25 protein-coding genes are annotated in these 24329 nt (G+C 67.4%); 16 read left to right on the top strand and 9 right to left on the bottom strand.

Annotated elements, in window-relative coordinates; genetic code table 11:
• Nucleotides 1–170: 170 nt before the first annotated feature.
• From ACEOAB_RS05595 to ACEOAB_RS05565, 7 genes are all read right to left on the bottom strand, one after another.
• Nucleotides 171–1682, bottom strand: coding sequence for a tripartite tricarboxylate transporter permease (locus ACEOAB_RS05595; protein ID WP_413748434.1), 1512 nt, complete (start codon nt 1680–1682; stop codon nt 171–173).
• A gap of 19 nt (nt 1683–1701) precedes the next feature.
• A complete protein-coding gene (locus ACEOAB_RS05590; RefSeq protein ID WP_007837406.1) occupies nt 1702–2190 on the bottom strand; it encodes a tripartite tricarboxylate transporter TctB family protein in 489 nt (162 codons plus the stop codon).
• A 126-nt stretch (nt 2191–2316) separates the two neighbouring features.
• A complete protein-coding gene (tfpB, locus tag ACEOAB_RS05585; RefSeq protein ID WP_056586309.1) occupies nt 2317–4113 on the bottom strand; it encodes a type IV pilus assembly ATPase TfpB in 1797 nt (598 codons plus the stop codon).
• Entirely contained in the window at nt 4110–4895 is a 786-nt protein-coding gene (locus tag ACEOAB_RS05580) for a class I SAM-dependent methyltransferase (RefSeq protein ID WP_056586306.1), read from the bottom strand. Before ACEOAB_RS05580 ends, tfpB begins: the two co-directional genes overlap by 4 nt.
• On the bottom strand, nt 4895–5425 hold the full coding sequence (locus ACEOAB_RS05575) for a DNA-deoxyinosine glycosylase (protein WP_413748435.1): 531 nt from the start codon (nt 5423–5425) through the stop codon (nt 4895–4897). Before ACEOAB_RS05575 ends, ACEOAB_RS05580 begins: the two co-directional genes overlap by 1 nt.
• Nucleotides 5426–5526: 101 nt before the next feature.
• Nucleotides 5527–5943 carry a hypothetical protein gene (locus ACEOAB_RS05570; RefSeq protein WP_413748436.1) on the bottom strand — a complete coding sequence of 139 codons (417 nt, stop codon included), beginning with the start codon at nt 5941–5943 and terminating at the stop codon, nt 5527–5529.
• A 130-nt stretch (nt 5944–6073) separates the two neighbouring features.
• Nucleotides 6074–6934, bottom strand: a complete 861-nt coding sequence (locus ACEOAB_RS05565) for a TatD family hydrolase (RefSeq protein WP_413748437.1) — start codon at nt 6932–6934, stop codon at nt 6074–6076.
• A gap of 88 nt (nt 6935–7022) precedes the next feature.
• Here ACEOAB_RS05565 and ACEOAB_RS05560 point away from each other — a divergent pair, with 88 nt between their 5' ends.
• From ACEOAB_RS05560 to ACEOAB_RS05545, 4 genes are read left to right on the top strand one after another with little or no spacing between them, the layout of a single operon-like run.
• Nucleotides 7023–8033 carry a S1C family serine protease gene (locus ACEOAB_RS05560; protein WP_495653529.1) on the top strand — a complete coding sequence of 337 codons (1011 nt, stop codon included), beginning with the start codon at nt 7023–7025 and terminating at the stop codon, nt 8031–8033.
• A 25-nt stretch (nt 8034–8058) separates the two neighbouring features.
• On the top strand, nt 8059–9072 hold the full coding sequence (locus tag ACEOAB_RS05555) for an AAA family ATPase (protein ID WP_056586296.1): 1014 nt from the start codon (nt 8059–8061) through the stop codon (nt 9070–9072).
• Nucleotides 9053–10042, top strand: coding sequence for a DUF58 domain-containing protein (locus tag ACEOAB_RS05550; protein WP_413748439.1), 990 nt, complete (start codon nt 9053–9055; stop codon nt 10040–10042). Before ACEOAB_RS05555 ends, ACEOAB_RS05550 begins: the two co-directional genes overlap by 20 nt.
• Complete coding sequence (locus ACEOAB_RS05545) at nt 10039–11076, top strand: VWA domain-containing protein (protein WP_413748440.1); 1038 nt, start codon at nt 10039–10041, stop codon at nt 11074–11076. The genes ACEOAB_RS05550 and ACEOAB_RS05545 overlap by 4 nt, the downstream gene beginning before the upstream one ends.
• Here the strand turns inward: ACEOAB_RS05545 and ACEOAB_RS05540 are convergent.
• Both ACEOAB_RS05540 and ACEOAB_RS05535 read right to left on the bottom strand, forming a co-directional pair.
• On the bottom strand, nt 11060–11701 hold the full coding sequence (locus ACEOAB_RS05540; RefSeq protein ID WP_413748441.1) for a TetR/AcrR family transcriptional regulator: 642 nt from the start codon (nt 11699–11701) through the stop codon (nt 11060–11062). The two genes, ACEOAB_RS05545 and ACEOAB_RS05540, sit on opposite strands and share 17 nt — an antisense overlap.
• A gap of 65 nt (nt 11702–11766) precedes the next feature.
• Nucleotides 11767–12369, bottom strand: coding sequence for a phenylacetic acid degradation protein PaaY (locus ACEOAB_RS05535; RefSeq protein ID WP_413748442.1), 603 nt, complete (start codon nt 12367–12369; stop codon nt 11767–11769).
• A gap of 151 nt (nt 12370–12520) precedes the next feature.
• On the opposite strand from ACEOAB_RS05535, the gene ACEOAB_RS05530 reads away from it, so the two are divergent.
• The 12 genes from ACEOAB_RS05530 to ACEOAB_RS05475 all read left to right on the top strand — a co-directional run bounded on the left by ACEOAB_RS05530 (nt 12521) and on the right by ACEOAB_RS05475 (nt 24303).
• Complete coding sequence (locus ACEOAB_RS05530; protein WP_413748443.1) at nt 12521–13324, top strand: enoyl-CoA hydratase-related protein; 804 nt, start codon at nt 12521–12523, stop codon at nt 13322–13324.
• Between the two features lie 339 nt (nt 13325–13663).
• Nucleotides 13664–14107 (top strand): hydroxyphenylacetyl-CoA thioesterase PaaI, encoded by a 444-nt coding sequence (paaI, locus tag ACEOAB_RS05525; protein WP_413748444.1) that lies wholly within the window; start codon nt 13664–13666, stop codon nt 14105–14107.
• 13 nt (nt 14108–14120) lie between these two features.
• Complete coding sequence (gene paaK, locus ACEOAB_RS05520; RefSeq protein ID WP_413748445.1) at nt 14121–15431, top strand: phenylacetate--CoA ligase PaaK; 1311 nt, start codon at nt 14121–14123, stop codon at nt 15429–15431.
• Nucleotides 15432–15467: 36 nt separating this feature from the next.
• Nucleotides 15468–16478, top strand: coding sequence for a 1,2-phenylacetyl-CoA epoxidase subunit PaaA (gene paaA, locus ACEOAB_RS05515; protein ID WP_413748446.1), 1011 nt, complete (start codon nt 15468–15470; stop codon nt 16476–16478).
• Nucleotides 16475–16771, top strand: coding sequence for a 1,2-phenylacetyl-CoA epoxidase subunit PaaB (paaB, locus tag ACEOAB_RS05510; protein WP_126023084.1), 297 nt, complete (start codon nt 16475–16477; stop codon nt 16769–16771). The genes paaA and paaB overlap by 4 nt, the downstream gene beginning before the upstream one ends.
• A 10-nt stretch (nt 16772–16781) precedes the next feature.
• Nucleotides 16782–17555, top strand: a complete 774-nt coding sequence (gene paaC, locus ACEOAB_RS05505) for a 1,2-phenylacetyl-CoA epoxidase subunit PaaC (protein ID WP_413748447.1) — start codon at nt 16782–16784, stop codon at nt 17553–17555.
• Nucleotides 17552–18079, top strand: coding sequence for a 1,2-phenylacetyl-CoA epoxidase subunit PaaD (gene paaD / locus ACEOAB_RS05500; protein WP_413748448.1), 528 nt, complete (start codon nt 17552–17554; stop codon nt 18077–18079). The genes paaC and paaD overlap by 4 nt, the downstream gene beginning before the upstream one ends.
• Before the next feature lie 130 nt (nt 18080–18209).
• The gene (gene paaE / locus ACEOAB_RS05495; RefSeq protein WP_056586263.1) at nt 18210–19295 is read left to right on the top strand and encodes a 1,2-phenylacetyl-CoA epoxidase subunit PaaE; all 1086 of its coding nucleotides are present in this window, start codon (nt 18210–18212) and stop codon (nt 19293–19295) included.
• A 34-nt stretch (nt 19296–19329) separates the two neighbouring features.
• On the top strand, nt 19330–20478 hold the full coding sequence (locus ACEOAB_RS05490; protein WP_056586260.1) for an ABC transporter substrate-binding protein: 1149 nt from the start codon (nt 19330–19332) through the stop codon (nt 20476–20478).
• 167 nt (nt 20479–20645) lie between these two features.
• Nucleotides 20646–21674, top strand: a complete 1029-nt coding sequence (locus tag ACEOAB_RS05485; RefSeq protein ID WP_495653528.1) for a branched-chain amino acid ABC transporter permease — start codon at nt 20646–20648, stop codon at nt 21672–21674.
• Complete coding sequence (locus ACEOAB_RS05480) at nt 21671–23575, top strand: branched-chain amino acid ABC transporter ATP-binding protein/permease (RefSeq protein ID WP_413748450.1); 1905 nt, start codon at nt 21671–21673, stop codon at nt 23573–23575. Before ACEOAB_RS05485 ends, ACEOAB_RS05480 begins: the two co-directional genes overlap by 4 nt.
• A complete protein-coding gene (locus tag ACEOAB_RS05475; protein ID WP_413748451.1) occupies nt 23572–24303 on the top strand; it encodes an ABC transporter ATP-binding protein in 732 nt (243 codons plus the stop codon). Before ACEOAB_RS05480 ends, ACEOAB_RS05475 begins: the two co-directional genes overlap by 4 nt.
• Nucleotides 24304–24329: the final 26 nt, after the last annotated feature.

The raw sequence follows: 24329 nt of genomic DNA, 5'->3' as shown, positions 1-24329 counted from the left end.
CATCGGGTGACTCACGCAGCGAAATAAAGGAGGAGGCCGCAGGCCGGGGGACATTCGCGGAGGGAGTTACCCGGTGGCCTGCACACGCGCCCCGAAGCGATGCACACAGAAATGAAAAACGGCGCTCGAAGCGCCGTTTTTTCCGAAGTCCCGCGAGGGAACTCTGTCCGTCACTCCTCGACGAAGGCTTCTTCTCGCTTCGACTTCACAGCCGGAAGCAGCACGATGATCAGCAGCAGCGCAGCCGCAGCCAGCAGGCTCGCCGAGATCGGGCGCGTCACGAACACGCTCCAGTCGCCACGCGACAGCAGCAGCGAGCGGCGCAGGTTCTCTTCCATCATCGGGCCCAGGATGAAACCCAGCAGCAGCGGAGCAGGCTCGCAACCCAGCTTGAAGAAGCTGTAGCCCACCAGACCGAAGATGCCCACCATCCAGATGTCGAAGGTGTTGTTGTTGGTCGAGTACACGCCGATCGCGCAGAACAGCACGATCGCCGGGAACAGGTACTTGTACGGCACCGACAGCAGCTTGATCCACATGCCGATCAACGGCAGGTTCAGGATGATCAGCATCGCGTTGCCGATCCACATCGAGGCGATCAGCCCCCAGAACAGCTCGGGGTTGCTGGTCATGACCTGCGGGCCGGGCTGGATGTTGTGGATCGTCATGGCGCCCACCATCAGCGCCATCACCGCGTTGGGCGGAATGCCCAGCGTCAGCAGCGGGATGAAGGAGGTTTGCGCACCGGCGTTGTTGGCCGACTCGGGGGCCGCCACGCCGCGGATGTTGCCCTTGCCGAAGGGCACTTCGCCCGGCTTCAGCTTGGTCTTCTTCTCGATCGTGTAGGCCGCGAAGGCTGCCAGCAGCGCGCCGCCGCCGGGCAGGATGCCCAGTGCCGCGCCCAGTGCCGTGCCGCGAAGCACCGCGGGCAGCATGCGCTTGAAGTCTTCCTTGGTCGGGAACAGGCCCGAGACCTTGGCGGTGAACACTTCACGCTCGTCGTCGGGGCGCGAAAGGTTGGCAATGATTTCGCCATAGCCGAACACGCCCATGGCGATGGCCACGAAACCAATGCCGTCGGTCAACTCCGGAATGTCGAAGCTGTAGCGCGCCACGCCCGAATTCACGTCGGTGCCGACCAGACCCAGCAGCAGGCCCAGCACGATCATCGCGATGGCCTTGAGCAGCGAGCCCGAAGCCAGCACCACGGCGCCGATCAGGCCCAGGATCATCAGCGAGAAGTATTCGGCCGGACCGAACTTGAAGGCCAGTTCGGTCAGCGGCGGTGCGAAGGCCGCCAGGATCAGCGTGCCGACGCAACCCGCGAAGAACGAACCCAGGCCGGCAGCGGCGAGTGCGGGCCCCGCACGGCCCTTGCGCGCCATCTGGTAGCCGTCGATCACGGTCACCACCGACGAAGACTCGCCGGGCAGGTTGACCAGAATCGCGGTGGTGGAGCCGCCGTATTGCGCGCCGTAGTAGATGCCGGCCAGCATGATCAGCGCCGACACGGGCGGCAGCGCGTACGTGGCGGGCAGCAGCATCGCGATGGTCGCGACCGGGCCGATGCCCGGGAGCACGCCGATCAGCGTGCCCAGGATGCAGCCGATCAGGCAGTACAGCAGGTTGGTGAAGGTAAAGGCAACGCCAAAACCCATCGAGAGGTGTTCAACCAATTCCATGATGTGAGCAGCTTTCTTCTCAGCCGGTGATGAAGGTCGGCCAGACCTGGATCTGGAGCTTCAGCGCCCAGATGAATGCGACATAGCTGCCAATGGCCAGCACGGTGGCCAGGATCAGCACGCTGGGCAGCTTGAACTCATGGCCCGCAAGGCTGGAGATGATCACCAGCGCGTAGATGGCGATGATCATGCCCATGGCGGGAACGCCGATGCTCGGCAGGCCGCCGAGCAGGATGCCGAATGCAAGGTTGGCGCCCAGGATGAACACCACCTGCTTCCAGGCCCACTTGCCGATCTTCTCGCCGTCGGTGGTTTCAACGGTGAGCCCGCTGAACATGATCCCGAGGCCGATGAGGGCCATCAGGATGCCGAGCATCAACGGGAAATAACCCGGACCCATGCGGGCTCCGCTGCCCACGGTGTAGGTGGTGGCGCCCCATGCGAACGCCACACCCACCACCGTGAACATCAGGCCCGAGAAAAAGTCTTTCTGACTCTTGATCTTCACGAACAGTCTCCTCGAACAAATTTCGATGCGGGATTGTCGAGTCAGCCTCCGGTCAGCCTGATGTGGATTCCACTAACGAAAGGCCTAGGGATAACCCGAAAGGACTCAGGGTCCTGGGGCGGAAGACTATTCCAGTGGCGGTGTGGCGCTCAGCACTTCCTCGATGGTGGTCACGCCCTCGGCCACGCGCAGCGCGCCGGCCAGCCGCAGCGGACGCATGCCGTCGATCACGGCCTGGCGGCGCAGACCCGCGAGGTTGGGCTCCTTGGTCACGTTGCCCTTGAACGCCTCGCTGATGCTCAGCAGTTCGTAGAGGCCCATGCGCCCCATGTACCCGGTCATGCGGCAATCGACGCAGCCCACGGGCTTGTACGCGCGCACCGAGCCCGTGATCTGCCACGGCTTGACGATGGTCTCGAGCTTCTCGCGCGTGACGGTGTCGTCGGGCTGCTTGCAGTTGGGGCACAGCGTGCGCACCAGCCGCTGCGCGAGCACGCCCAGCATCACCGCGTTGATGAGGTACGAGGGCACGCCCAGCTCCATCAGCCGCGTGATGGCGCTCGGCGCATCGTTGGTGTGCAGCGTGCTGAACACGAGGTGGCCGGTGAGCGCGGCCTGCACCGCCATCTCGGCGGTGGCGAGGTCGCGGATTTCGCCGACCATGATGATGTCCGGGTCCTGCCGCATCAGCGCGCGCAGGCCTTCGGTGAAGCCGAAGTCGAGCTGCGGCTGCACCTGCGTCTGGTTGAACGACGGCTCGATCATTTCGATCGGGTCTTCCACCGTGCTCACGTTGACCTCTTCGGTCGCCACGCGCTTGAGCGTGGAGTACAGCGTGGTGGTCTTGCCCGAGCCCGTGGGGCCGGTCACCAGGATGATGCCGTTGGGCCGCGTCACCAGCTGCTCCCAGCGCTGCGCGTCGTGCTGCGAGAAGCCCAGCGCGTCGAGGTCCTTCACTGCGGTGTCGGGGTCGAAGATGCGCATCACCATCTTCTCGCCGAACGCGGTCGGCAGGGTCGACAGGCGCATTTCGACTTCGTCGCCGCGCATGTTGCGGGTCTTGATGCGGCCATCGAGCGGACGGCGCTTTTCCACCACGTCCATGCGGCCCAGCAGCTTGATGCGCGCGACCATCGCGTTCATCACGCCCATCGGCATCTGGTAGGCCGGATGCAGGATGCCGTCGATGCGAAAGCGGATCACGCCCTGCTCGCGGCGCGGCTCCAGGTGGATGTCGCTCGCACGCTGGTCGAAGGCGTACTGCCAGAGCCAGTCGACCACCTGCACCACGCTCTGGTCGTTGGCGTCGAGCTGCTTGTTGCTCTTGCCGAGCTCCACCAGCTGCTCGAAGCTCGCGCCGCCGGTGTTGCCGCCGGCCTTCTGCGCGGCGCGCACCGACTTCGCGAGCGCGAAGAACTCGGCCGTGTAGCGCTGGATGTCGGCCGGGTTGGCGACCACGCGGCGCACCGCGCGGCGCGACTGGCGCTCGACCTCGGCGATCCAGTCGGTGAGAAAGGGCTCGGCCGTGGCCACCACCACCTCGTTGGGCAGCACCTGCACCGGCAGCACTTTGTGACGCTCGGCATACGCAGCGCTCATGGTGTCGGCCACCTTGCCCACGTCGACCTTGAGCGGATCGATGCGCAGGTACGTGAGCCCGGCGCGACCCGCGAGCCATTGCGTGAGCATTTCGAGATCGAGCGGCTTGCCGTCGCCCTCGCGCGTCATGGCCACGTTGGCCAGCCGCACCAGCGGCGCCTGCCGGCTTTCGGCCTGGGCGCAGCGCGCGATGGTGCGCTTGGCCTCCATGGGCGAGATCACGCCGTCGGTAGCCAGCCATTCGATCAGGCGGCGCAGGTCGAGCGGGCCTTCGTGGCGAGCAGCCAGGGGGGCGGGAGCAGAAACAGCGGGAACAACGCTCATGAGCCGGCAGGTCGGGTAAGTGAAATATTCAGGGGCTTGAAGACCCGCAGCCATTTCGGCGCGGGCAGGCTCCAGCGAGTCTGGATCGTTTGGGCGCGCTCGGCAAGCGCCTCGCGCTTCGGGCGGCTCGGCGTGCGCTGCGCGAGCACCACCGTGTTGCCTTCGCGCGTCGGCCTGAAGGCCCAGACGGCATCGGCACCGAAGGCGCCGGCGATCTTTTCGAGGCTGCGCTCATAGCTCGACGAGCGGCCGAAGAGGTTGACCGTCATGCAGCCGTCCTCGGTGAGCAGCGCGCGGCAGTCGGCATAGAAGTCTTCGCTGTCGAGCACGGGTGCGGCGGCCTCGTGGTCGTACAGGTCGACCTGCAGCGCATCGACCGTGCCGTGCCATTCGGGTTTGCGGATCTCGGCGGCCGCATCGGCGATCACCACGCGCAGCTTCGGGTCGTCCGGCGGCAGCTTGAACCAGCCGCGGCAGGCCGACACCACCTGCGGATTGAGCTCGATCGCGGTGGTGCGCATGCGCAGGATCTTGCGGCTGAACTTGGTGAGCGTGGCCGCGCCCAGACCGAGCTGCATCGCATGGCGGCTGGCCACGGTCTTGCTGTCGGCGAACAGCAACCAGGCCATCATGCGCTGCACGTATTCGAGTTCGATCTCGAAGGGGGCGTCGAGCTTCATCGAGCCCTGGACCCATTCGGTGCCCAGGTGCAGGTAGCGGATGTCGCCCCAGTCGGAGAAATTGACTTCAGGAAGAACGGCGGGAATTTTGCTGGATGCCATCAGACGAGTTGGTGGGCGGCGAAGACCTCGCGCCAGGCCGCGAGCTTGCGCTCGAAGCTCCACGACGCATTGGCGGGACTGGTGGAAGGCAGCGGGTAGACCGGCACGCCGAGGGTGCGCGTGTGCCGTGCGTGCCTGAAGCTCTCGCCGCCGTTGTGCGCGATGGCCGCGAGCTTTGGCAGGTGCAGCCCGGCGATGTCGTTCGCCACGGGCGCGCGGATGGCCGAATCGAGGCTGCCCTCGCGCTCGCAGGCGCCGTACACGTCCCACACGCCCAGGCCGCGGTCGAGCAGCCACCGGCAGCGCTGCGCGTAGCTGTCTATGCCCGACGGCAAGGGGACTTCGGGCCAGACGGCTTGCAAGATCTTCCAGAACTGGTTTTGGGGGTGTGCATAGTACTGCTGCCGTTCGAGCGACTTGACCCCGGGGAAGCTGCCGAGGATCAGCACGACGGTGGCGGGCGACACGATGGGTGCGAGCCCCGTGAGCAGCGTGCTCGCGGCGGCAGCGGATGCGGCGGGTGGATTCATGGGCGGCAATCGTGCCACCGTCGCGCGCGCACTTGCACCGCCCATGAAAAAACCCGCCGAAGCGGGTTTTTTCGCGAAGGCCGGGACAAGCCCGGGATCACTTACTTCTTGGCGGCTTCGTTCTCGGCCGTGCCGGGGATCTTCTCGCCGATGGCCTTGCCGGTGCTGCGCATGCCGTCGGCCGTCTTGTGGCCGGCGTTCTCGACGGCTTCGCCGGTCTTGGTGGCTGCCTTCTTGGTGGCGTTGGTGGCCTTCTTGGTGGTGCGCTTGGTGGCATTCCAGGCCTTCTTGGTGCCGCTCTCGGTGGCGGCGACAGCCTTCTTGGTCGTGCGCTTGGTGGCGTCGACGGCTTCCTTGCCAGTCTCTTTCATCTTCTCGGTGGTTGTGGGCTCGGCCGGGACCACGACGGGGGCCGGCGCGGCTGCAGGCGCGGTGGTCTGGGCCACGGCCGACACGCCGATGGAGGCGAGTGCCAGTGCGAGGACGACGGGCATGGTGCGAACGAAAGACGTGCTCATGTAAAAGCTCCTTGTTGGATGAAGTTTTGAGTGACTTGCTTGCCACTGAACCAGCAACGAACTGGTGGCGCCCGAGGATGACAGCAAATCCGCGGCATCTGCCCGCATGCGGGCAGGACGGGGCATTGGCCTACGCGGGGTGCGGCGGACGCGCCGACATGGCCATGAGATTTTCCAGACGCGGCAGCGCTTCGAGCGCATTCCGGGTGGTGGCTGCGGCCAGCCCGTCGAGGCCGATGCCGCGCAGGCCGGCCACCACTTCGGCAATGCGCGGCAGCTCGGCCGGCTCGTTGCGGCCCTGCGGCTCGCCGGCATCGCGCTGGGCCTGCGTGCGGTACAGCCAGTGCGGCTGGATGTCGGGCGCATCGGTTTCCATCACGATCGATCCGAGCGGCAAGGTGGCGGCCAGCCGCCGCAGCTGCAGCGCGCGTTCGAAGGTCACCGCGCCGCCGAAGCCGAGCTTCAACCCGAGCTCGATGCACGCATGCGCCTGCTGCTCGCTGCCGTTGAAGGCATGCGCAATGCCCTGCCATGGCTTGCCGGCTGCCGTCTGCCGCAGGTGCTTGAGCACCTTGTCGACCGAGCGCCGCACATGGATCAGCACGGGTAACCCGTGCCTGCGTGCCAGTTGCAACTGAGTGTGAAAAAACCGCTCCTGCTTCTCGCCGTCGAGCCCCTCGACGAAGTAGTCGAGCCCGACCTCGCCGACCGCCACCAGCCGCGGGTCGCCGCGCCGCGCGGCCAGCTCGGCATCGAGGGTTTCGAGGTCTTCGTCTTTCGCCTCGCCGGTGCACAGCGGGTGGATGCCCAGCGCGTAGGCATCGCCCTGCGCATGGGCCAGTTCACGCACGGCGGCGAAGTTGAAGGCGGCCACCGCCGGGATCACGCACATCGCCACGCCCCGCGCGGCGGCGCGGGCGCGCAGGACGGGCATCTCGGCACCGAATTCAGGCGCATCCAGGTGGCAGTGGGTATCGACGAAGGTAGCCATCGCGCGATGATGCCCGATGGGATGCGCAGGCGTGGAAAGCGTGCTACTGTGAACTCCTTCACGCGATTTTTTTGCCGGAGGTGCTCCGATGCGCAGGCCAGGTGTCTACAGCCATTCGCCCCGCACGCTGCCACCGGCCGCCTCGTCTGCGGCCGAACGGGCAGGGGCGCCAGCCTCGCCCGAAGCGATCGGCGCGGGCCCTGCGCTGCAAGCCGCCCCCGCAAAGAAGACCGGCTGGCAACCCGGCCGCCGCAGCTTCGCGATGCTGGTCGTGCTGTCGGCCGCGCTGGTCACCGGCGCTGCGCTGTGGGTCCCGCGTCCGGGCCCCAAGGCCCTCACGCAGAAAGACATCGACGCGGCCGTGCTGCGCACGCTGCAGACCAACACCCTGCCCTCACCGGCCGCCAAGGCCGCGGACATCATCCGGCCCTCGGTGGTGCGGGTGGTGAGCTACGGCGAAGAAAAGAACACGCCCGAAGCCAAGATCCAGAAGCGCGGCCGAAACATGGCCAAGGGCAAGCCGCCCGAGGCTCCCAACGACGGCGTGGCCCCAGGGGAGGTCGAGCGCGGCGTGGGCACGGGGGTGGTGATCGTCGACAAGGGCGTGATCCTGACCAACCTGCACGTGGTCGCGGGCGCCGACAAGATCAAGGTCACCTTCTTCGACGGCCTGGAGGCCGTGGCCACCATCACCGGCGTGCAACCCGAAAACGACCTTGCCGTGCTGCAGGCGCAGAAGATTCCCGACGACCTGATCCCCGCCACCATGCGCTCGACCGCCGACCTGCGGCCCGGCGACCAGGTGGCGGCCGTGGGCTTTCCGTTCGGCATCGGGCCTTCCGTGTCGGCCGGCGTGGTGTCGGGCCTGAAGCGCTCGTTCCGCTCGCCCGAGGGCAAGCAGGAGCTGGGCAACCTGATCCAGTTCGACGCGGCCGCCAACCCCGGCAATTCGGGCGGGCCGCTGATCAACATGGACGGCGAGGTGCTCGGCATCGTGACCGCCATCCTCAACCCGACACAGCAGCGCACCTTCATCGGCATCGGCTTCGCGGTGCCCATCGAGAACGCCGCGTCCGCCGCGGGTTCGCCGCCGTTCTGACGATTCTTTTTCGAAAGTCCTTCGCATGAGCTCAGAAACCGTCAATCCCACGCCCGCCGGCACCGCCGAACTGATGGAGCAGATCCTCTACGAGGTGAAGCGCGTGGTCGTGGGCCAGGACCGCTTTCTCGAGCGCGTGATGGTCGCCATGCTCGCAGGCGGGCACCTGCTGGTCGAGGGCGTGCCCGGCCTGGCAAAGACGCTCACCGTCAAGACGCTGGCCGACATCGTGCGCGGCCAGTTCAAGCGCATCCAGTTCACGCCCGACCTCGTGCCCGCCGACCTCGTGGGCACGCGCATCTACAACCAGAAGACGGGCGAGTTCAGCACCTCGCTGGGACCGGTGTTCGCCAACCTGCTGCTGGCCGACGAAATCAACCGCGCGCCGGCCAAGGTGCAGAGCGCGCTGCTCGAAGTGATGCAGGAGCGCCAGGTGACCATCGCCGGCGAGACGCACAAGGTGCCGCGCCCCTTCCTCGTGATGGCCACGCAGAACCCCATCGAGACCGAGGGCACCTACCCGCTGCCCGAGGCGCAGGTCGACCGCTTCATGATGAAGGTGCTGGTCGACTACCCGAGCGACGAGGAAGAATTCGTCATCGTCCAGCGCGTGATAGGCCCGCCCGTCAACGCCACGCCTGTGGCCACCACCGAGCAGCTCGCGGCGCTGCAGGCCGAGGCGCGGCGCGTGTATGTCGACCCTTCGCTGATCCAGTACGCAGTGAAGCTGGTGTCGGCCACGCGCACGCCCGAGAAGCATGGCCTGAAGGACTTGCGCCGCTTCATCACCTTCGGTGCCAGCCCGCGCGCCAGCATCAGCCTGACCGAGGGCGCGCGCGCCCTGGCGCTGCTGCGCGGCCGCAGCTACGCGCTGCCGGAAGACATGACGGCGCTGGTGCCCGACGTGCTGCGCCACCGCGTGACGCTTTCCTACGAAGGCCTGTCCGAGGGCCTGACGCCCGACGGACTGGTCGAGAAGATCATGCGTGCGGTTCCCGCTCCACCCAAACCTCTCGAACATGAAAAGCTGGTGGCGTAAGGCCCCCGCGGCCGCGAACGACGAACGGCTCACCGCAGAAGCCGGCGGGGCCGAACGCGCGCTGCGCCGGCTCGAATGGACTGTCATTCGCCGCCTCGACGGCCTGCTGCAGGGCGACTACCGCACGCTTATGCGCGGCACCGGCCTCGACCTGGCCGACCTGCGCGAGTACCAGCACCACGACGACGTGCGCCACATCGACTGGAACGTCACCGCGCGGCTGCAGACGCCGCACGTGCGCGTGTTCACCGAAGACCGCGAGATGGCTGCGTGGTTCGTGCTCGACCTGAGCCGCTCGGTCGATTTCGGCTCGGGCCTGAAGGCCAAGCGCGAGGTCTCGGCGGGTTTCGTCGGCGTGCTGGCGCGGTTGCTCACGCGGCACGGCAACCGGGTGGGCGCGCTGGTCTACGGCAGCGATCTCGAAGCGGTGATTCCGCCGCGCACCGGACGGCGCCACGTGCTGCACCTTCTGCACGCGATGGAGAAGCGCGCTGAAAAGGCCGAGGCCGCGCCCACGCAGAAAGGCATGACGCGCCTGGCCGAGCTGCTCAAGTCGGCCGCCACGCTGATGCCGCGCCGCTCCACCGTGTTCGTGGTGTCCGACTTCCTGAGCGAGCCCGGCTGGGAGCGCCCGCTCGGCCAGCTGGTGCAGCGCCACGAGGTGATCGCAGTGCGCCTGTTCGACCCGCTCGAACTCGAGCTGCCCGACCTCGGCCTGGTGCCGCTGCGCGACGCCGAGACCGGCGAGCAGCTGTGGGTCGACACCCACGACGCGGGCTTTCGCAAGCGCTTCGCGCGCCTGGCGTCCGAACGTGAAACCGCACTGCGCGAGGCACTGGCCAGGGCCGGCGTCGACGCGCTCGAACTCTCGACCAATGACGACCTGGTGGAAGCCATCGTTCGTTTCGCCGATCTGCGCAAGCGCCGCGCGCGCATCGGCCCGGCAGGCATGAAGGCGGTGGCAGCATGACTTTTCTCTGGCCTCAATTCCTATGGCTGCTGGCGGCCCTGCCGCTGCTGATCCTGCTCTACCTCTGGCTGCTGCGCCGCAAGAAGAAGCTGGCGGTGCGCTATGCGAGCCTGTCGATCGTGCGCGAGGCCATGGGTGCCGGGCAGAGCATGCGGCGGCATCTGCCGCCCGCGCTGTTCCTGCTGGCCATGGCCGCGATGCTGGTGGCCGCGGCGCGTCCCATGGCGGTGGTGGTGCTGCCGTCGAACCAGCAGACCATCATCCTGGCGATGGACGTGTCGGGCAGCATGCGCGCGGCCGACGTGCAGCCCAACCGGCTCGTGGCGGCGCAGGAGGCGGCCAAGAGCTTCATCAAGGACTTGCCGCGCAGCGTGAAGGTGGGCATCGTCGCCTTCGCGGGCAGCGCGCAGGTGGCGCAGCTGCCCACCACCAACCACGAGGACCTGGTGACCGCCATCGACAGCTTCCAGCTGCAGCGCGCCACCGCCACGGGCAATGCCATCGTGGTTTCGCTGGCCACGCTGTTCCCCGACGCGGGCATCGACGTCGAGCAGTTCAGCGCGCCGAGCCGCCAACGCGGCGCGGCCATCGACCAGAACGAGAGGAAGCTCAAGGAGTTCACGCCCGTGGCGCCGGGCTCTTTCACCTCGGCCGCGATCATCATGCTGACCGACGGGCAGCGCACCACCGGCGTCGACCCGCTCGACGCAGCCAAGGCCGCGGCCGACCGCGGCGTGCGCATCTACACGGTGGGCGTGGGCACGGTCGACGGCGAGACCATCGGCTTCGAGGGCTGGTCGATGCGCGTGCGGCTCGACGAGGAAACGCTCAAGGCCATCGCCAACAAGACGAACGCCGAGTACTTCTACGCCGGCACGGCGAACGACCTGAAGAAGGTCTATGAGACGCTCAGCTCCAAGCTCACCGTGGAGAAAAAGGAAACCGAGATCTCGGCGCTGTTCGCGCTGGGCGCCGCGGTGCTCACGTTGCTGTCTGCGGGGCTGTCGCTGCTCTGGTTCAATCGGATTCTCTAGGCCCGCGCGGCACGGCCGCCGGCGCATCGGGCGACTTGACCGCGCCGATGCCTCCCAGGAACAGGTCGGCCACGATCGGCGCGATGGCCGCGTGGTCGAGCCGGCCATCGGGTTTCATCCAGGTGAACATCCAGTTGATCATGCCGAACAGCAGCATGGTCAGCGGCTTGGCGAGGTCGTCGCTCGGTGCACCGGGGCGCAGCGCCGACACGGCGCGCGCAAAGCCCGCGACCACCTCGCGCTCCTTGTCGAGCACGCGCTCGCGATCGGCCTCTTCGAGAAAGCGCACGTCGTCGGTGAGCACGCGGTGCGCGTCCTGCGCGCCGGCGTATTCCTCGACGATGCGGTAGATGAAGCGGCGCAGGCGCTGCTCGTCGGTGTGCGTCGATGCCTCTTCCTCGGCCACCAGCGCCGCCAGCTTGGACACATGCGTCTCGGCGATGCTGATCAGCAGGCTGCTCTTGTCCTTGTAGTAGTGGTAGAGCGTCGCCTTCGAGAGCCCGCAGGCCTCGGCCACCTGGTTCATCGAGGTGGCGGGATAGCCGCTGCGTGCGAACAGCTGGGCGGCCTGCGCGAGGATCAGTTCACGCTGGTCGTCGTAGGTGGCGGATCTTCCACGCGGCATCGGTTCTTGTTCCTGGGTTGGACTGTTGAGGGCAACGGGCGATCTTGCACGAAGCGCGAGCCGGATCAGCCCCGCTTCGTGGCGATGAGCGAACGCACTTCTGTGGCCGGCAGGCGCGGGCGGTGCGGCTCCACCTGCGCGAGCGGCGCCACTTCATGCAGGCTCGCGAGGCTGCGCACCGTGAGCGCCTGGTAGGTCTGCGTGCCCTCGAGTTTCCAGTCGATCTCGTCCTCGCTCAATTCGCGCTTCACCTTCGCCGGAATGCCCGCGACCAGCGAGCGCGCCGGCACCTTCATGCCGGCCGGCACGAAGGCGCAGGCCGCGACGATGGCCTTCTCGCCGATCTCGGCCTCGTCCATCACCACCGCGTTCATGCCCACCAGCGCGTCGCGCCGCACGATACAGCTGTGCAGGATCGCGCCGTGGCCGATGTGGCCATTGACCTCGATCACCGTGTCGTTGTCGGGAAAGCCGTGCACGCAGCAATGGTCCTGCACGTTCGAGCCCTCCTCCAGCACGATGCGGCCGAAGTCGCCGCGCAGGCTGGCGCAGGGACCCACGTAGCAGTTCGGGCCGACGATCACGTCGCCGATCAGCACCGCCGTGGGGTGCACGTACGCGCTCGGGTCGACGACGGGAATCACGCCGTCGATGGAATAGCTGGGCATTGGGTCGGGCTCCTTTTTCCGTGACTCAGGGTTTGCCCTGAACCAACCCCGCTTGTGCCGGGATTGAGGTCGATCCTAAAATCAACCGAACGGTCGGTCAATAGTGTTTGCACACCGATCCACCCCCCACAGAGGATGAAAGAGACACGCCATGCCTGAGCCTTTGGTACTCACCGGCAACGCCGGCACCGTTCGCACGTTGAGCCTCAACCGCCCTGCGGCGCTCAACAGCTTCACGACCGAGCTGCATGCGGAGTTGATGGCAGCGCTGGAAGCCGCAGCGCAGGACGAGAGCGTGCGCTGCGTGGTGCTCACGGGCGCCGGCCGCGCCTTCTGTGCCGGCCAGGACCTTGCCGATCCCTCTGTCGCGCCCGACCCGACGCCGGGCGCCGCGCCCAAGGACCTGGGCCACGTCATCTCCACGTACTACGCCCCGCTCGTCGCGCGCCTGCGTTCGATGCCGGTGCCGGTGGTCGCTGCGGTGAACGGCGTTGCGGCCGGAGCGGGCGCCAACCTCGCGCTGTGCTGCGACCTCGTCGTGGCCGGCCGCTCGGCCAGCTTCATCCAGGCCTTCACCAAGATCGGCCTCGTGCCCGACACCGGCGGCACATGGCTGCTGCCGCGCCTCGTGGGTTCGGCCCGCGCGCTCGGCATCGCGATGCTGGGCGACAAGCTGCCGGCCGAAGAGGCTGCGCGCATCGGCCTGATCTGGCAGTGCGTGGACGACGCGGCGCTGGCCGAAACCGCGGCAGCCCTCGCATCGAAGCTGGCGGCCATGCCGACCCGCGCCCTCGTCGCCACGCGTCAGGCCATGGCCGATGCACAGGGCATGGACCTGCGGACGGCGCTCGACGAAGAAGCCCGACTGCAGCGCGTCATGGGCAATGCCAACGATTACCGCGAAGGCGTCGAAGCCTTCCGCGCGAAGCGTGCGCCGGTGTTCAAGGACCGCTGAGATGCATTCCTGCCTTTCTGATCTTTCCGGTGTGCGTGAAGTGCGTCGCTCTTCGGGGCGCGCTCACGCCGACGGCGTGCTTCTTTTCTCGAATGTCCCCCGGCCTTCGGCCTCCTCCTTTATTTCGCGAAAAGAAGCCCACCATCGACGTGATCGTTCAGAGCACTGGTTGATCGGCCGCAAACCAGCCGCGTGCCCTGTGCACAGGACATCGGGTGCTCCCCGCAGCGAAATAAAGGAGGAGGCCGAAGGCCGGGGGACATTCGCGGAGGGGAGTACCCGGTGGCCTGTGCACGCGCCCCGAACCCAAATACGCAACTTCGAGCCAGCTGAAAAAAGATGACCGCCCCCACCCGCACTCCTCAACAAACGGCCGAGTACGTCCGCGACGGCATGCTTGCGAACGACAACGCCACCCAGGGCCTCGGCATGCGCATCGTCGAGGTCGGCCCCGGCCAAGCCACCATAGAGATGAAGGTGCGCCCTGACATGCTCAACGGCCACGCCACCTGCCATGGCGGCTTCATGGCCGTGCTGGCCGACTCGACCTTCGCCTTTGCCTGCAACTCGTACAACGAACTGACCGTGGCCTCGGGCTTCTCCATCGACTTCATCGCCCCTGCGCGGGAGAGCGACGTGCTCACCGCGCGCTGCCACGAAGTATCGAAGGCCGGCCGCACCGGCGTGTACGACACCGAAATCACCAACCAGCGCGGCGAGCGCATCGCGATGTTCCGCGGCCGCTCCTACACCGCCAAGGGCCGTCCCGCCGTTGCTGCCTGAGGAGACAAGACACATGACCGTCAAACGCCCCGCCCCCGGCGACCTCGAGCCGATCGAAACCGCGAGCCGCGACGAAATCACCGCGCTGCAGATCCAGCGCCTGCGCGCCACGCTGCAGCGCGCCTACGACAACGTGCCGCACTACCGCAAGGCCTTCGACGCCAAGGGTGTGCACCCCGACGACCTGAAGTCGCTCGCCGACCTGTCGAAGTTCCCGTTCACGGTGAAGAGCGACCTGCGCGACAACTACCCCTTCGGCATGTTCGCCGTGCCGCGCGAGAAGGTGGCGCGCATCCACGCCTCGTCGGGCACCACCGGCAAGCCGACCGTGGTCGGCTACACGCTGAAGGACATCGACACCTGGGCCGACCTCGTCGCCCGTTCCATCCGCGCCGCGGGCGGACGGCCCGGCGACATGGTGCATGTGTCGTACGGCTACGGCCTGTTCACCGGCGGCCTCGGCGCGCACTACGGTGCCGAGCGCGCGGGCTGCACTGTCATCCCGATGTCGGGCGGCCAGACCGAGAAGCAGGTCCAGCTCATCCAGGACTTCAAGCCCGACATCATCATGGTCACGCCCAGCTACATGCAGGTGATCATCGAGCAGTTCGAGCGCCAGGGCCTGGACGCGAAAGACAGCTCGCTCAAGGTCGGCATCTTCGGCGCCGAGCCGTGGACCGAAGCCATGCGCCGCGACATCGAGGCCAAGGCCGGCATCGACGCGGTCGACATCTACGGCCTATCGGAAGTGATGGGCCCGGGCGTGGCCAGCGAATGCGTCGAGAGCAAGGACGGCCCCGTCATCTGGGAAGACCACTTCTACCCCGAGATCATCGACCCCGAGACCGGCGAGCTGAAGGCCGACGGCGAAGAAGGCGAACTCGTCTTCACCTCGCTGAGCAAGGAGGCCATGCCCATCGTGCGCTACCGCACGCGCGATCTCACGCGCCTGTTGCCGCCCACCTCGCGCTCGTTCCGCCGCATGGGCAAGATCGTCGGGCGCAGCGACGACATGATGATCATCCGCGGCGTCAACGTCTTCCCCACGCAGGTGGAAGAGATCGTGCTCGCGCACAGCGCCCTCACCGGCCTCTACCAGGTGCGCGTGAGCCGCGAGGGCCTGCTCGACCAGGTCGAGGTGCACTGCGAACTGACGCCCCACGAGGCTGCTGCGGCCGACCGCAGCGCCATCTCCGAGTGGGTGCAGCACCGCGTGAAGACGCTGATCGGCATCTCCGCCCGTGTGGTCGTGCACGGCCCCGACGAGATGGAGCGCACGCAGACCGGCAAGGCCCGCCGCGTGATCGACACGCGCCCGCGCTGAAGCCATTCCACATCCATTCACCGAAAGGACACGCACATGTACACCCAGGCAATGGACACCATGGGCAAGGACGCAGGCGACGGCAAGCAGAAGGCCGTGCGCTCCGCCGAGGAGATGAAGCTCGAAGAGCGCTTCGACGCGCACATCGACGCCGGCGACTTCATCGAGGCGAAGGACTGGATGCCCGAGCACTACCGCAAGACGCTGGTGCGGCAGATCAGCCAGCACGCGCATTCGGAAATCGTCGGCATGCTGCCCGAAGGCAACTGGATCAGCCGTGCGCCCACGCTCAAGCGCAAGGCCATCCTGCTGGCCAAGGTGCAGGACGAAGGCGGCCACGGCCTCTACCTGTATGCCGCCGCCGAAACGCTGGGCACCTCGCGCGACCAGATGTTCGACGCGCTGCACAGCGGCAAGGCCAAGTACAGCTCGATCTTCAACTACCCCACGCTGACCTGGGCCGACATGGGCACCATCGGCTGGCTGGTCGATGGCGCGGCCATCATGAACCAGGTGCCGATCTGCCGCTGCTCATACGCGCCGTATGCGCGCGCCATGATCCGCATCTGCCGCGAGGAGAGCTTTCACCAACGCCAGGGCTACGAAGCCTTGCTGACCTTGATGACCCACGGCACCGAGGCGCAGAAGGCGATGGTGCAGGACGCGGTCAACCGCTGGTGGTGGCCGTCGATCATGATGTTCGGCCCGCCCGACGACCAGTCGCCCAACAGCGCGCAGTCGATGCGCTGGGGCATCAAGCGCTTCAGCAACGACGAGCTGCGCCAGAAATTCATCGACGCTGCCGTCGAGCAGGCCGCCATCCTCGGCGTGACCTTGCCCGACCCCGACCTCAAGTGGAACGAAGAGCGCCAGGCGCACGACTTCGGCGCGATCGACTGGAGCGAGTTCTGGCGCGTGATCGGCGGCGACGGCCCCTGCAACCGCGAACGGCTGCAGGCCCGTGTCGACGCCTGGGAAGAAGGCGCGTGGGTGCGCGAAGCCGCGATGTCCCACGCCAACAAACAACCGATGAAGGAGGCGGCATGACCGTCGAACAGAAGCAAGAGTGGCCCTTGTGGGAAGTGTTCGTGCGCAGCAAGGCCGGGCTCGATCACAAGCATTGCGGCAGCCTGCACGCGGCCGATCCGAAGATGGCGATCCAGATGGCGCGCGACGTGTACACGCGCCGCCAGGAAGGCAGCAGCATCTGGGTGGTGCGCTCGGACCAGATCGTGGCGAGCGATCCGGGGGACAAGGACATGTTCTTCGATCCGGCGGAGGACAAGGTCTATCGGCATCCGACTTTCTACGCGCTGCCCAAGTCCGTGGACCACATGTGAGCGGCACGCCATGCAAGCCTCGATCGAATTGAACCGAACACCCGCCGTGCAATACCTGCTGCGCATCGGCGACACATGCCTCGTGCTCGCGCAGCGCCTCGGCGAATGGTGCGGCCACGCACCCGTGCTGGAGGAAGACATCGCGATGGCCAACATCGCGCTCGACCTCGTCGGACAGGCGCGCGCGCTGCTGACACACGCGGGCCGTATCGAAGGCCGCGAACACGACGAAGACCAGCTCGCCTACCTGCGCGACGAACGCGACTACTTCAACCTCACCATCGCCGAACTGCCGCGCGGCGACTTCGCATTCGCCGTGGTGCGCAACACCATGGTGTCGACCTTGCTCAAGCTGCTGTGGCAGCGCCTGGCCGCTTCGAACGACCCCGAAGTGGCCGCCATCGCCGGCAAGGCCGTGAAGGAAGCGCGCTATCACCAGCAGCATTCGGGCGACTGGATGGTGCGGCTGGGCGACGGCACCGACGAATCGCGCCGCCGCACCGAAAAGGCGCTCAAGCAGCTGTGGCTCTACATGCCCGAGCTCTTCTTCAGTGACGAGGTCGATGCCGAAGCCAGCGCCAGCGGCCTCGGCCCGGCGTGGAGCGAACTGCGCGAACCCTGGCTCGCCGAAATGCAACAGGTGCTCGACGCCGCCGGCCTCGCCATGCCGAAGGAAGCCGCCTTCCGCAGCACCGGCAAGCACGGCGTGCACAGCGAGCACATGGGCTACATCCTCGCGGAGATGCAGCACCTGCAGCGCACCTATCCCGGAGGCGTGTGGTGACGAACGCCCTCGCCTCGCGCGTCGACGCGGCATGGGCGGTGCTGCACACCGTGCCCGACCCCGAGGTGCCGGCCGTGTCGGTCTGCGACCTCGGCATCGTGCGCGACGTGATCGAACACGACGACAGTCTCGAGATCGTGCTCACGCCTACCTACTCCGGCTGCCCGGCCACCGAAGCCATCGAGCACGACGTGCTGGCCGCCATCGAGCAGGCCGGCCTCGGCCGCGCGCGCGCCACGCTGCGCCGCGCGCCCGCTTGGACCAGCGACTGGATCAGCGACGAAGGCCGCGCCAAGCTCAAGGCCTATGGCATCGCACCGCCCGCGCACCTGAACGCCCAGCAGGCGGCCGACACCGCCATGCCGATCAAGCTCTTCGGCCGCATCGCCGGCGAACGCATCGCCTGCCCACGCTGCGCCAGCGAGCGCACCGAGCGCCTCTCCGCCTTCGGCTCCACCGCCTGCAAGGCGCTGTACCGCTGCATGGCCTGCCGCGAACCCTTCGAACATTTCAAGCCGATATGAAGCAACACCCCCAGGCTCCGCGCACTTCGTGTCGCTTCTCCCACCCCCTCAAGGGGGCGCTGCCAGTGGCCCGGCAAAGCCGGTTCCACGGCAGCCCTGGAAAGGCACCGAACAATCTGGAGCACACGGCATGAGCACCCTCTTCCACCCGCTGCGCGTGAAGGCCATCGAGCCCGACACGGCCGAGGCCGTCGTCGTCTCGTTCGAAGTGCCCGCCGACCTGCAGCAGGTCTTCGGCTTCACGCAGGGCCAGTACCTCACGCTGCGCCATGACATCGACGGCCAGGACCTGCGCCGCTCCTATTCGATCTGCGCCGGCCTCGACGATGGCGAGCTGCGCGTCGGTGTGCGCAAGGTGCGCGGCGGCGTGTTCTCCAACTGGATCAACGCCCATCTGCAGCCGGGCGATACCCTGCAGGTGATGGCGCCGCAGGGCCGCTTCTTCGTGCCCATCGAGCCGGCTTCGGCACGCCACCACGTCGGCATCGCGGGCGGCAGCGGCATCACGCCGATCCTGTCGATCATGAAGACGGTGCTGGCGCGCGAGCCACTGAGCCGCTTCACGCTGATCTACGGCAACCGCCAGCTGCAGTCCACGATGTTCAAGGAGGAAATCGAAGACCTGAAGAACCGCTACATGACGCGGCTGGTGCTGCAGCACGTGTTCTCCGACGAGCACACCGATTCGCCGCTGGGCTTCGGCGTGATGAACCGCGAGAAGATCGGCGAGTTCCTGGCGTCGGTGGTGCCCGCGAAGACGATCGACCATGTCTACGTCTGCGGCCCGTTCCAGATGAACGACGAGGCCGAGGCCGCATTGCTCGCGGCCGGCGTGCCCGAGGAACGCATCCACATCGAACGCTTCGGCGTGGCGCTGCCGTCGGCCACGCAAGTCGGCGCGGTGGTGCACGAGGCGCAGCCCGGCGACGCCAGGCAGGCACGCATCGTCATCGTGCGCGACGGGCTGCAGCGCGAGATCACCTACACCGAAGGCCAGCCGAGCATCCTCGATGCGGCTTCGGCCGCGGGGCTCGAAGTACCGTTCTCGTGCACCTCCGGCGTGTGCGGCACCTGTCGCGCGAAATGCGTGGACGGGGAAGTCCGCATGGAAAGAAATTTTGCGCTCGACAAGAATGAAGTGGCAGCAGGTTTCGTGCTGACCTGCCAGGCACACCCCCTGACCGAACGCGTCACGCTCTCATTCGACGAGCGCTAGAACTTCAAAGATTATTCAACCGGAGACAAGACCAATGAAACTCTTCTTCAAGCCCCTGCTGATCGCCGCGCTGTGCGCCACCGCCGCCGCGGCGTGGGCCGACGTCAATGTCGGCGTGACGCTCTCGGCCACCGGCCCGGCCGCCTCGCTCGGCATTCCGGAGAAGAACACCATCGCGCTGATGCCCAAGACCATCGGCGGCCAGAAGATCAACTACATCGTGCTCGACGATGCCTCGGACACCACCGCGGCCGTGGCCAACACGCGCAAGCTCATCGCGGAGAACAAGGTCGACGTCGTGCTGGGCTCCACCACCACGCCCAACTCGCTGGCCATGATCGACGTGGTGAGCGAAGCCAAGGTGCCGATGATCTCCATCGCCGCCTCGGCCCGCATCATCGAGCCGATGGACGCCAAGAAGAAGTGGGTGTTCAAGACGCCGCAGAACGACATCATGATGTCGCTTGCCATCGCCGAGCACATGGCCGCCAACGGCGTGAAGACCGTGGCCTTCATCGGCTTCTCCGACGCATACGGCGAAGGCTGGTCTGAAGAATTCGCCAAGGCCGCCGCGCTGAAGAAGATCACCATCGTGGCCAACGAGCGCTACTCCCGCACAGACACCTCGGTGACCGGCCAGGCGCTGAAGATCATGGCCAGCAAGGCCGACGCGGTGCTGGTCGCGGGCTCGGGCACCCCGGCCGCGCTGCCGCAGAAGACGCTCAAGGAACGCGGCTACGCCGGCAAGATGTACCAGACGCACGGCGTGGCGAACGCCGACTTCCTGCGCGTGGGCGGCAAGGACGTGGAAGGCACCTTCCTGCCCGCCGGCCCCGTGCTGGTGGCCGAGCAGCTGCCCGCCAGCAACCCGGTGAAGAAATCTGCACTGGCTTACGTCAGCGCCTACGAAGCCGCCTACGGCAAGGGCACCGTGTCGACCTTCGGCGCACACGCCTGGGACGCCGGCCTGCTGATGACCTCGGCCGTGCCCGCCGCACTGAAGAAGGCGCAGCCCGGCACGCCGGAATTCCGCGCCGCGCTGCGTGATGCGCTGGAGCAGGTCAAGGAAGTGTCGGGCGCGCACGGCGTGTTCAGCATGACCGAGAAGGACCACCTGGGTCTCGACCAGCGCGCGCGCGTGATGGTCAAGATCGAAAACGGCACCTGGAAATACCAGCCCTGATCCCGGCCTTGCTCCCTCCCCTCCCGGGGGAGGGCCGGGGTGGGGGCACGACAGCATTGACCGCCGCGCGGCCGTGAATGCGGGGGCAGCCCCCATCCCAGCCTTCCCTCAGAGGGGGACGGAGCGAGACAGCGCAGAGACACATGGGCCAAGCCCGAAAGTTTTTTATGGATTCGCAGATCGCCCTTCTTCTGGGGCAGGACGGCATCGTCAACGGTGCCGTCTACGGTTTGATGGCGCTCGCACTGGTGCTGGTGTTTTCAGTCACGCGCGTCATCTTCATTCCCCAGGGTGAGTTCGTCGCCTTCGGGGCGCTTTCGATGGCGATGCTGCAGGCCGGCCGTGTGCGGGCCACGCTGTGGCTGCTGCTGGTGCTTGCGGTCGCGGTGCTGCTGGTGGAAATCTGGCGCTGGAAGCGCGGCGCGGTGGTCGACTGGGCCTCCGCGCTCGCATGGTGCGTGGTGTTGCCGGCGGCGGCGGCCGCACTGGTGCTGCTGCTCAAGCCCACGTCGATGACGGGCCAGACGCTCACCACGCTGGTGCTCATCATGCCGCTCGGGCCGCTGCTCTATCGGCTTGCCTACCGGCCGCTGGCGGATGCCAACGTGCTGATGCTGCTGATCGTCTCGGTGGCGCTGCATGGCGTGCTGGTCGGGCTGGGCCTGCTGTTCTTCGGCGCCGAAGGTTCGCGCACCGCGTCGTTCTCCGAAGCGCGCTTCGACATCGGTGGCATTCCAGTCGGCGGACAGTCGCTGGTGGTGGTCGGCGTCACGCTGCTGCTGGTGATTGCCATGTTCCTGTTCTTCGGCCGCTCGATGGTCGGCAAGGCGCTGCGCGCCACCGCCATCAACAGGGTAGGTGCGCGGCTGTCGGGCATTCCGACCGAGCTCTCGGGCGACCTGAGCTTCGCGCTCGCGGCGCTCATCGGCGCCGTCTCGGGGTTGCTGATCGCGCCGATCACCACGGTGTATTACGACACCGGCTTTCTCATTGGCCTGAAGGGCTTCGTCGCCGCCATCGTCGGCGGGCTTGCGAGCTATCCGCTGGCGCTGGCCGGGGCGCTGCTGGTGGGGCAGCTCGAAGCCTTCGCCTCGTTCTGGGCCAGCCCGTTCAAGGAAGTGCTGGTGTTCACGCTGATCATTCCGGTGCTGTGGTGGCGTTCGCTCCACAGCCGCCACGTGGAGGACGAGGAATGAGCGCGTCTTCGAATCCCGCGACCCTGAGCACACCTCCCGAAGGCAAGCCGCTGGTCACTCCGCGCCAGCTCACGCTGGTGTGCGTGGTGCTGCTGGCGCTGGCCTGGGGCTTCCTGCCCGAATTCACCGTCTCGGTGCTCAGCAACATCGGCCTGTATGCGCTGGTCGCGGCCGGGCTGGTCATGCTCACCGGCGTGGGCGGCATGACCTCCTTCGGGCAGGCCGCGTTCGTCGGCATGGGCGCCTACGCCACCGCGTGGATCTGCACCTCGCCCACTGCTGCCGCCTGGCTGGGTGGCGCAGTCGGCCCTGCGCTGTTGCCGTGGGACGGCTTGCTGCTGGGCCTGGCCTTCACCTTCGCGCTGGCCTGGATGCTCGGCGCGGTCACGCTCAAGCTCTCGGGCCACTACCTGCCGCTGTGCACCATCGCCTGGGGCCTGAGCCTGTACTACCTGCTGGGCAACATGGACTTCCTGGGCGGGCAGACCGGCATCACGGGTGTGCCGCCGCTGGTGGTGTTCGGCGTGTCGCTGGCCACGCCGCGCGCGCTGGGCGTCGTGATCTGGGCCGTGCTGCTGCTCGCGCTGTGGGCGCTGCACAACCTGCTGGATTCGCGCGAAGGCCGCGCCATCCGCGCACTCAAGGGCGGACGGCTGATGGCCGAGTCGATGGGCGTGGACACGGCGCGCCACCGCATCAAGCTGTTCGTGCTGGCCGCGCTGCTCGCGGCGGTGTCGGGCTGGCTCTATGCGCACCTGCAGCGCTTCGTGAACCCGACGCCGTTCAACCTGAACATCGGCATCGAGCTGCTGTTCATGGCGGTGGTCGGCGGCGCGGGCCACCTGTGGGGTGCGGTGCTGGGCGCCGCGCTGATCACGCTGCTGAAGGAGAAGCTGCAGGACGTGCTGCCCTCGCTGCTCGGCAGCAGCGGCAACTTCGAGGTGATCGTGTTCGGGCTGCTGATGCTCTTCGTGCTGCAGCGCTTTTCCGACGGCCTGTGGCCCACGCTGGCGCGCATCACGCGTCGCTGGGTGCGCAGCGATGCGGCGCGCAAGGCGCCGGCTCCCGCATCGAAGGCGCCGACGGTGCAGCTCGCGCAGCGCACGCTGCCCGCGAGTGGCGAACTGCTGCTGCAAGCCAGCGACGTGAGCAAGCGATTCGGCGGACTCGTGGCCAACAACGCGATCTCGATGACGCTGAAGGCCGGCGAGATCCATGCGCTGATCGGCCCGAACGGCGCCGGCAAGAGCACCTTCTTCAACATGATCTCGGGCGTGGACGACCCGACCTCGGGCGAGGTGAAGCTCGCCGGCCAGCCGATGGCGGCCAAGCCTTCGCGCGCCTTCGCGGCGCTGGGCCTGGGCCGCACCTTCCAGCACGTGCGCCTGCTCGGGCAGCGCAGCGTGGCCGAGAACGTCGCGCTCGGCGCGCACCTGCGTGCGAAGCGCGGCTGGCTTGCCGCGATGCTGCGGCTGGACCGCGCCGAAGAAGCCGCGCTGATGGCCGAGGCGCGCAGGCAAATCGAACGCTGCGGCCTCGGCGCGCATGCCGACACGCCTGCGGCGTCGCTTTCGCTCGGCCAGCAGCGCGTGGTGGAGATCGCCCGCGCGCTCGCCGGCCAGCCCTCGGTGCTGCTGCTCGACGAACCCGCGGCCGGCCTGCGCCATCTTGAAAAGCGCGCGCTCTCGGTGCTCCTGAGTCAGCTGCGCGCCGAGGGCCTCGGCATCCTTGTGGTGGAGCACGACATGGAGTTCGTGATGAACCTCGCCGACCGCATCACGGTGCTCGAATTCGGCACCGTCATCGCCACCGGCACGCCGGCCGAAGTGCAGGCCAACCCGCGCGTGCTGGAGGCCTACCTCGGCGGCGCCGACGACGAACTGCTGGAAGACACCCGATGAGCCATCCTTTGCTTCAACTCGACGGCTTCTGCGTCGCCTACCGCACCGTGGAAGCGGTGCACAGCGTGCGCCTGCAGGTGAACGAGGGCGAGATCGTCACCGTGATCGGCCCCAACGGCGCCGGCAAGACCACGCTGCTGTGCGCCGCCATGGGCCTGCTGCCATCCACCGGCCAGCTGATGCTGAACGGCGAGCACATCGCACGCCCCAGCGTCGAGACGATGGTGGCGCGCGGCGTCGCGCTGGTGCCCGAGCGGCGCGAGCTGTTCGGCGAGATGTCGGTGGAAGACAACCTGCTGCTCGGCGGCTTCTACCAATGGCGCAAGGGCAAGCGCGACCAGCGCGCGCGCATGGACGAAGTCTTCGGGATCTTCCCGCGCCTGCGCGAACGCCGCCCACAGATGGCTTCCACGCTTTCGGGCGGCGAACGCCAGATGCTGGCCATCGGCCGCGCGCTGATGGCGCGGCCGCGTTTGCTGATGCTCGACGAACCCTCGCTGGGACTCGCCCCGCTGGTGGTGCGCGAGGTGCTGCGCGTGGTGTCGCAGCTGCGCAGCCATGGCGTGTCGGTGCTGCTCGTGGAGCAGAACGCACGCGCCGCGCTGCAGGTGGCCGACCGCGCCTACGTGCTGGAGATGGGCGCCGTGGCGCTCGAAGGCAAGGCGCGCGACCTGCTGCACGACCAGCGAATCATCGACACGTACCTCGGCATAGGAAAGAAGGAATGACCCGCGCGCTGCCCTGCCTTGCTCCC

The organism is Variovorax sp. Varisp53 (assembly GCF_059491555.1).
This window is presented reverse-complemented; position numbering and strand designations above follow the sequence as displayed.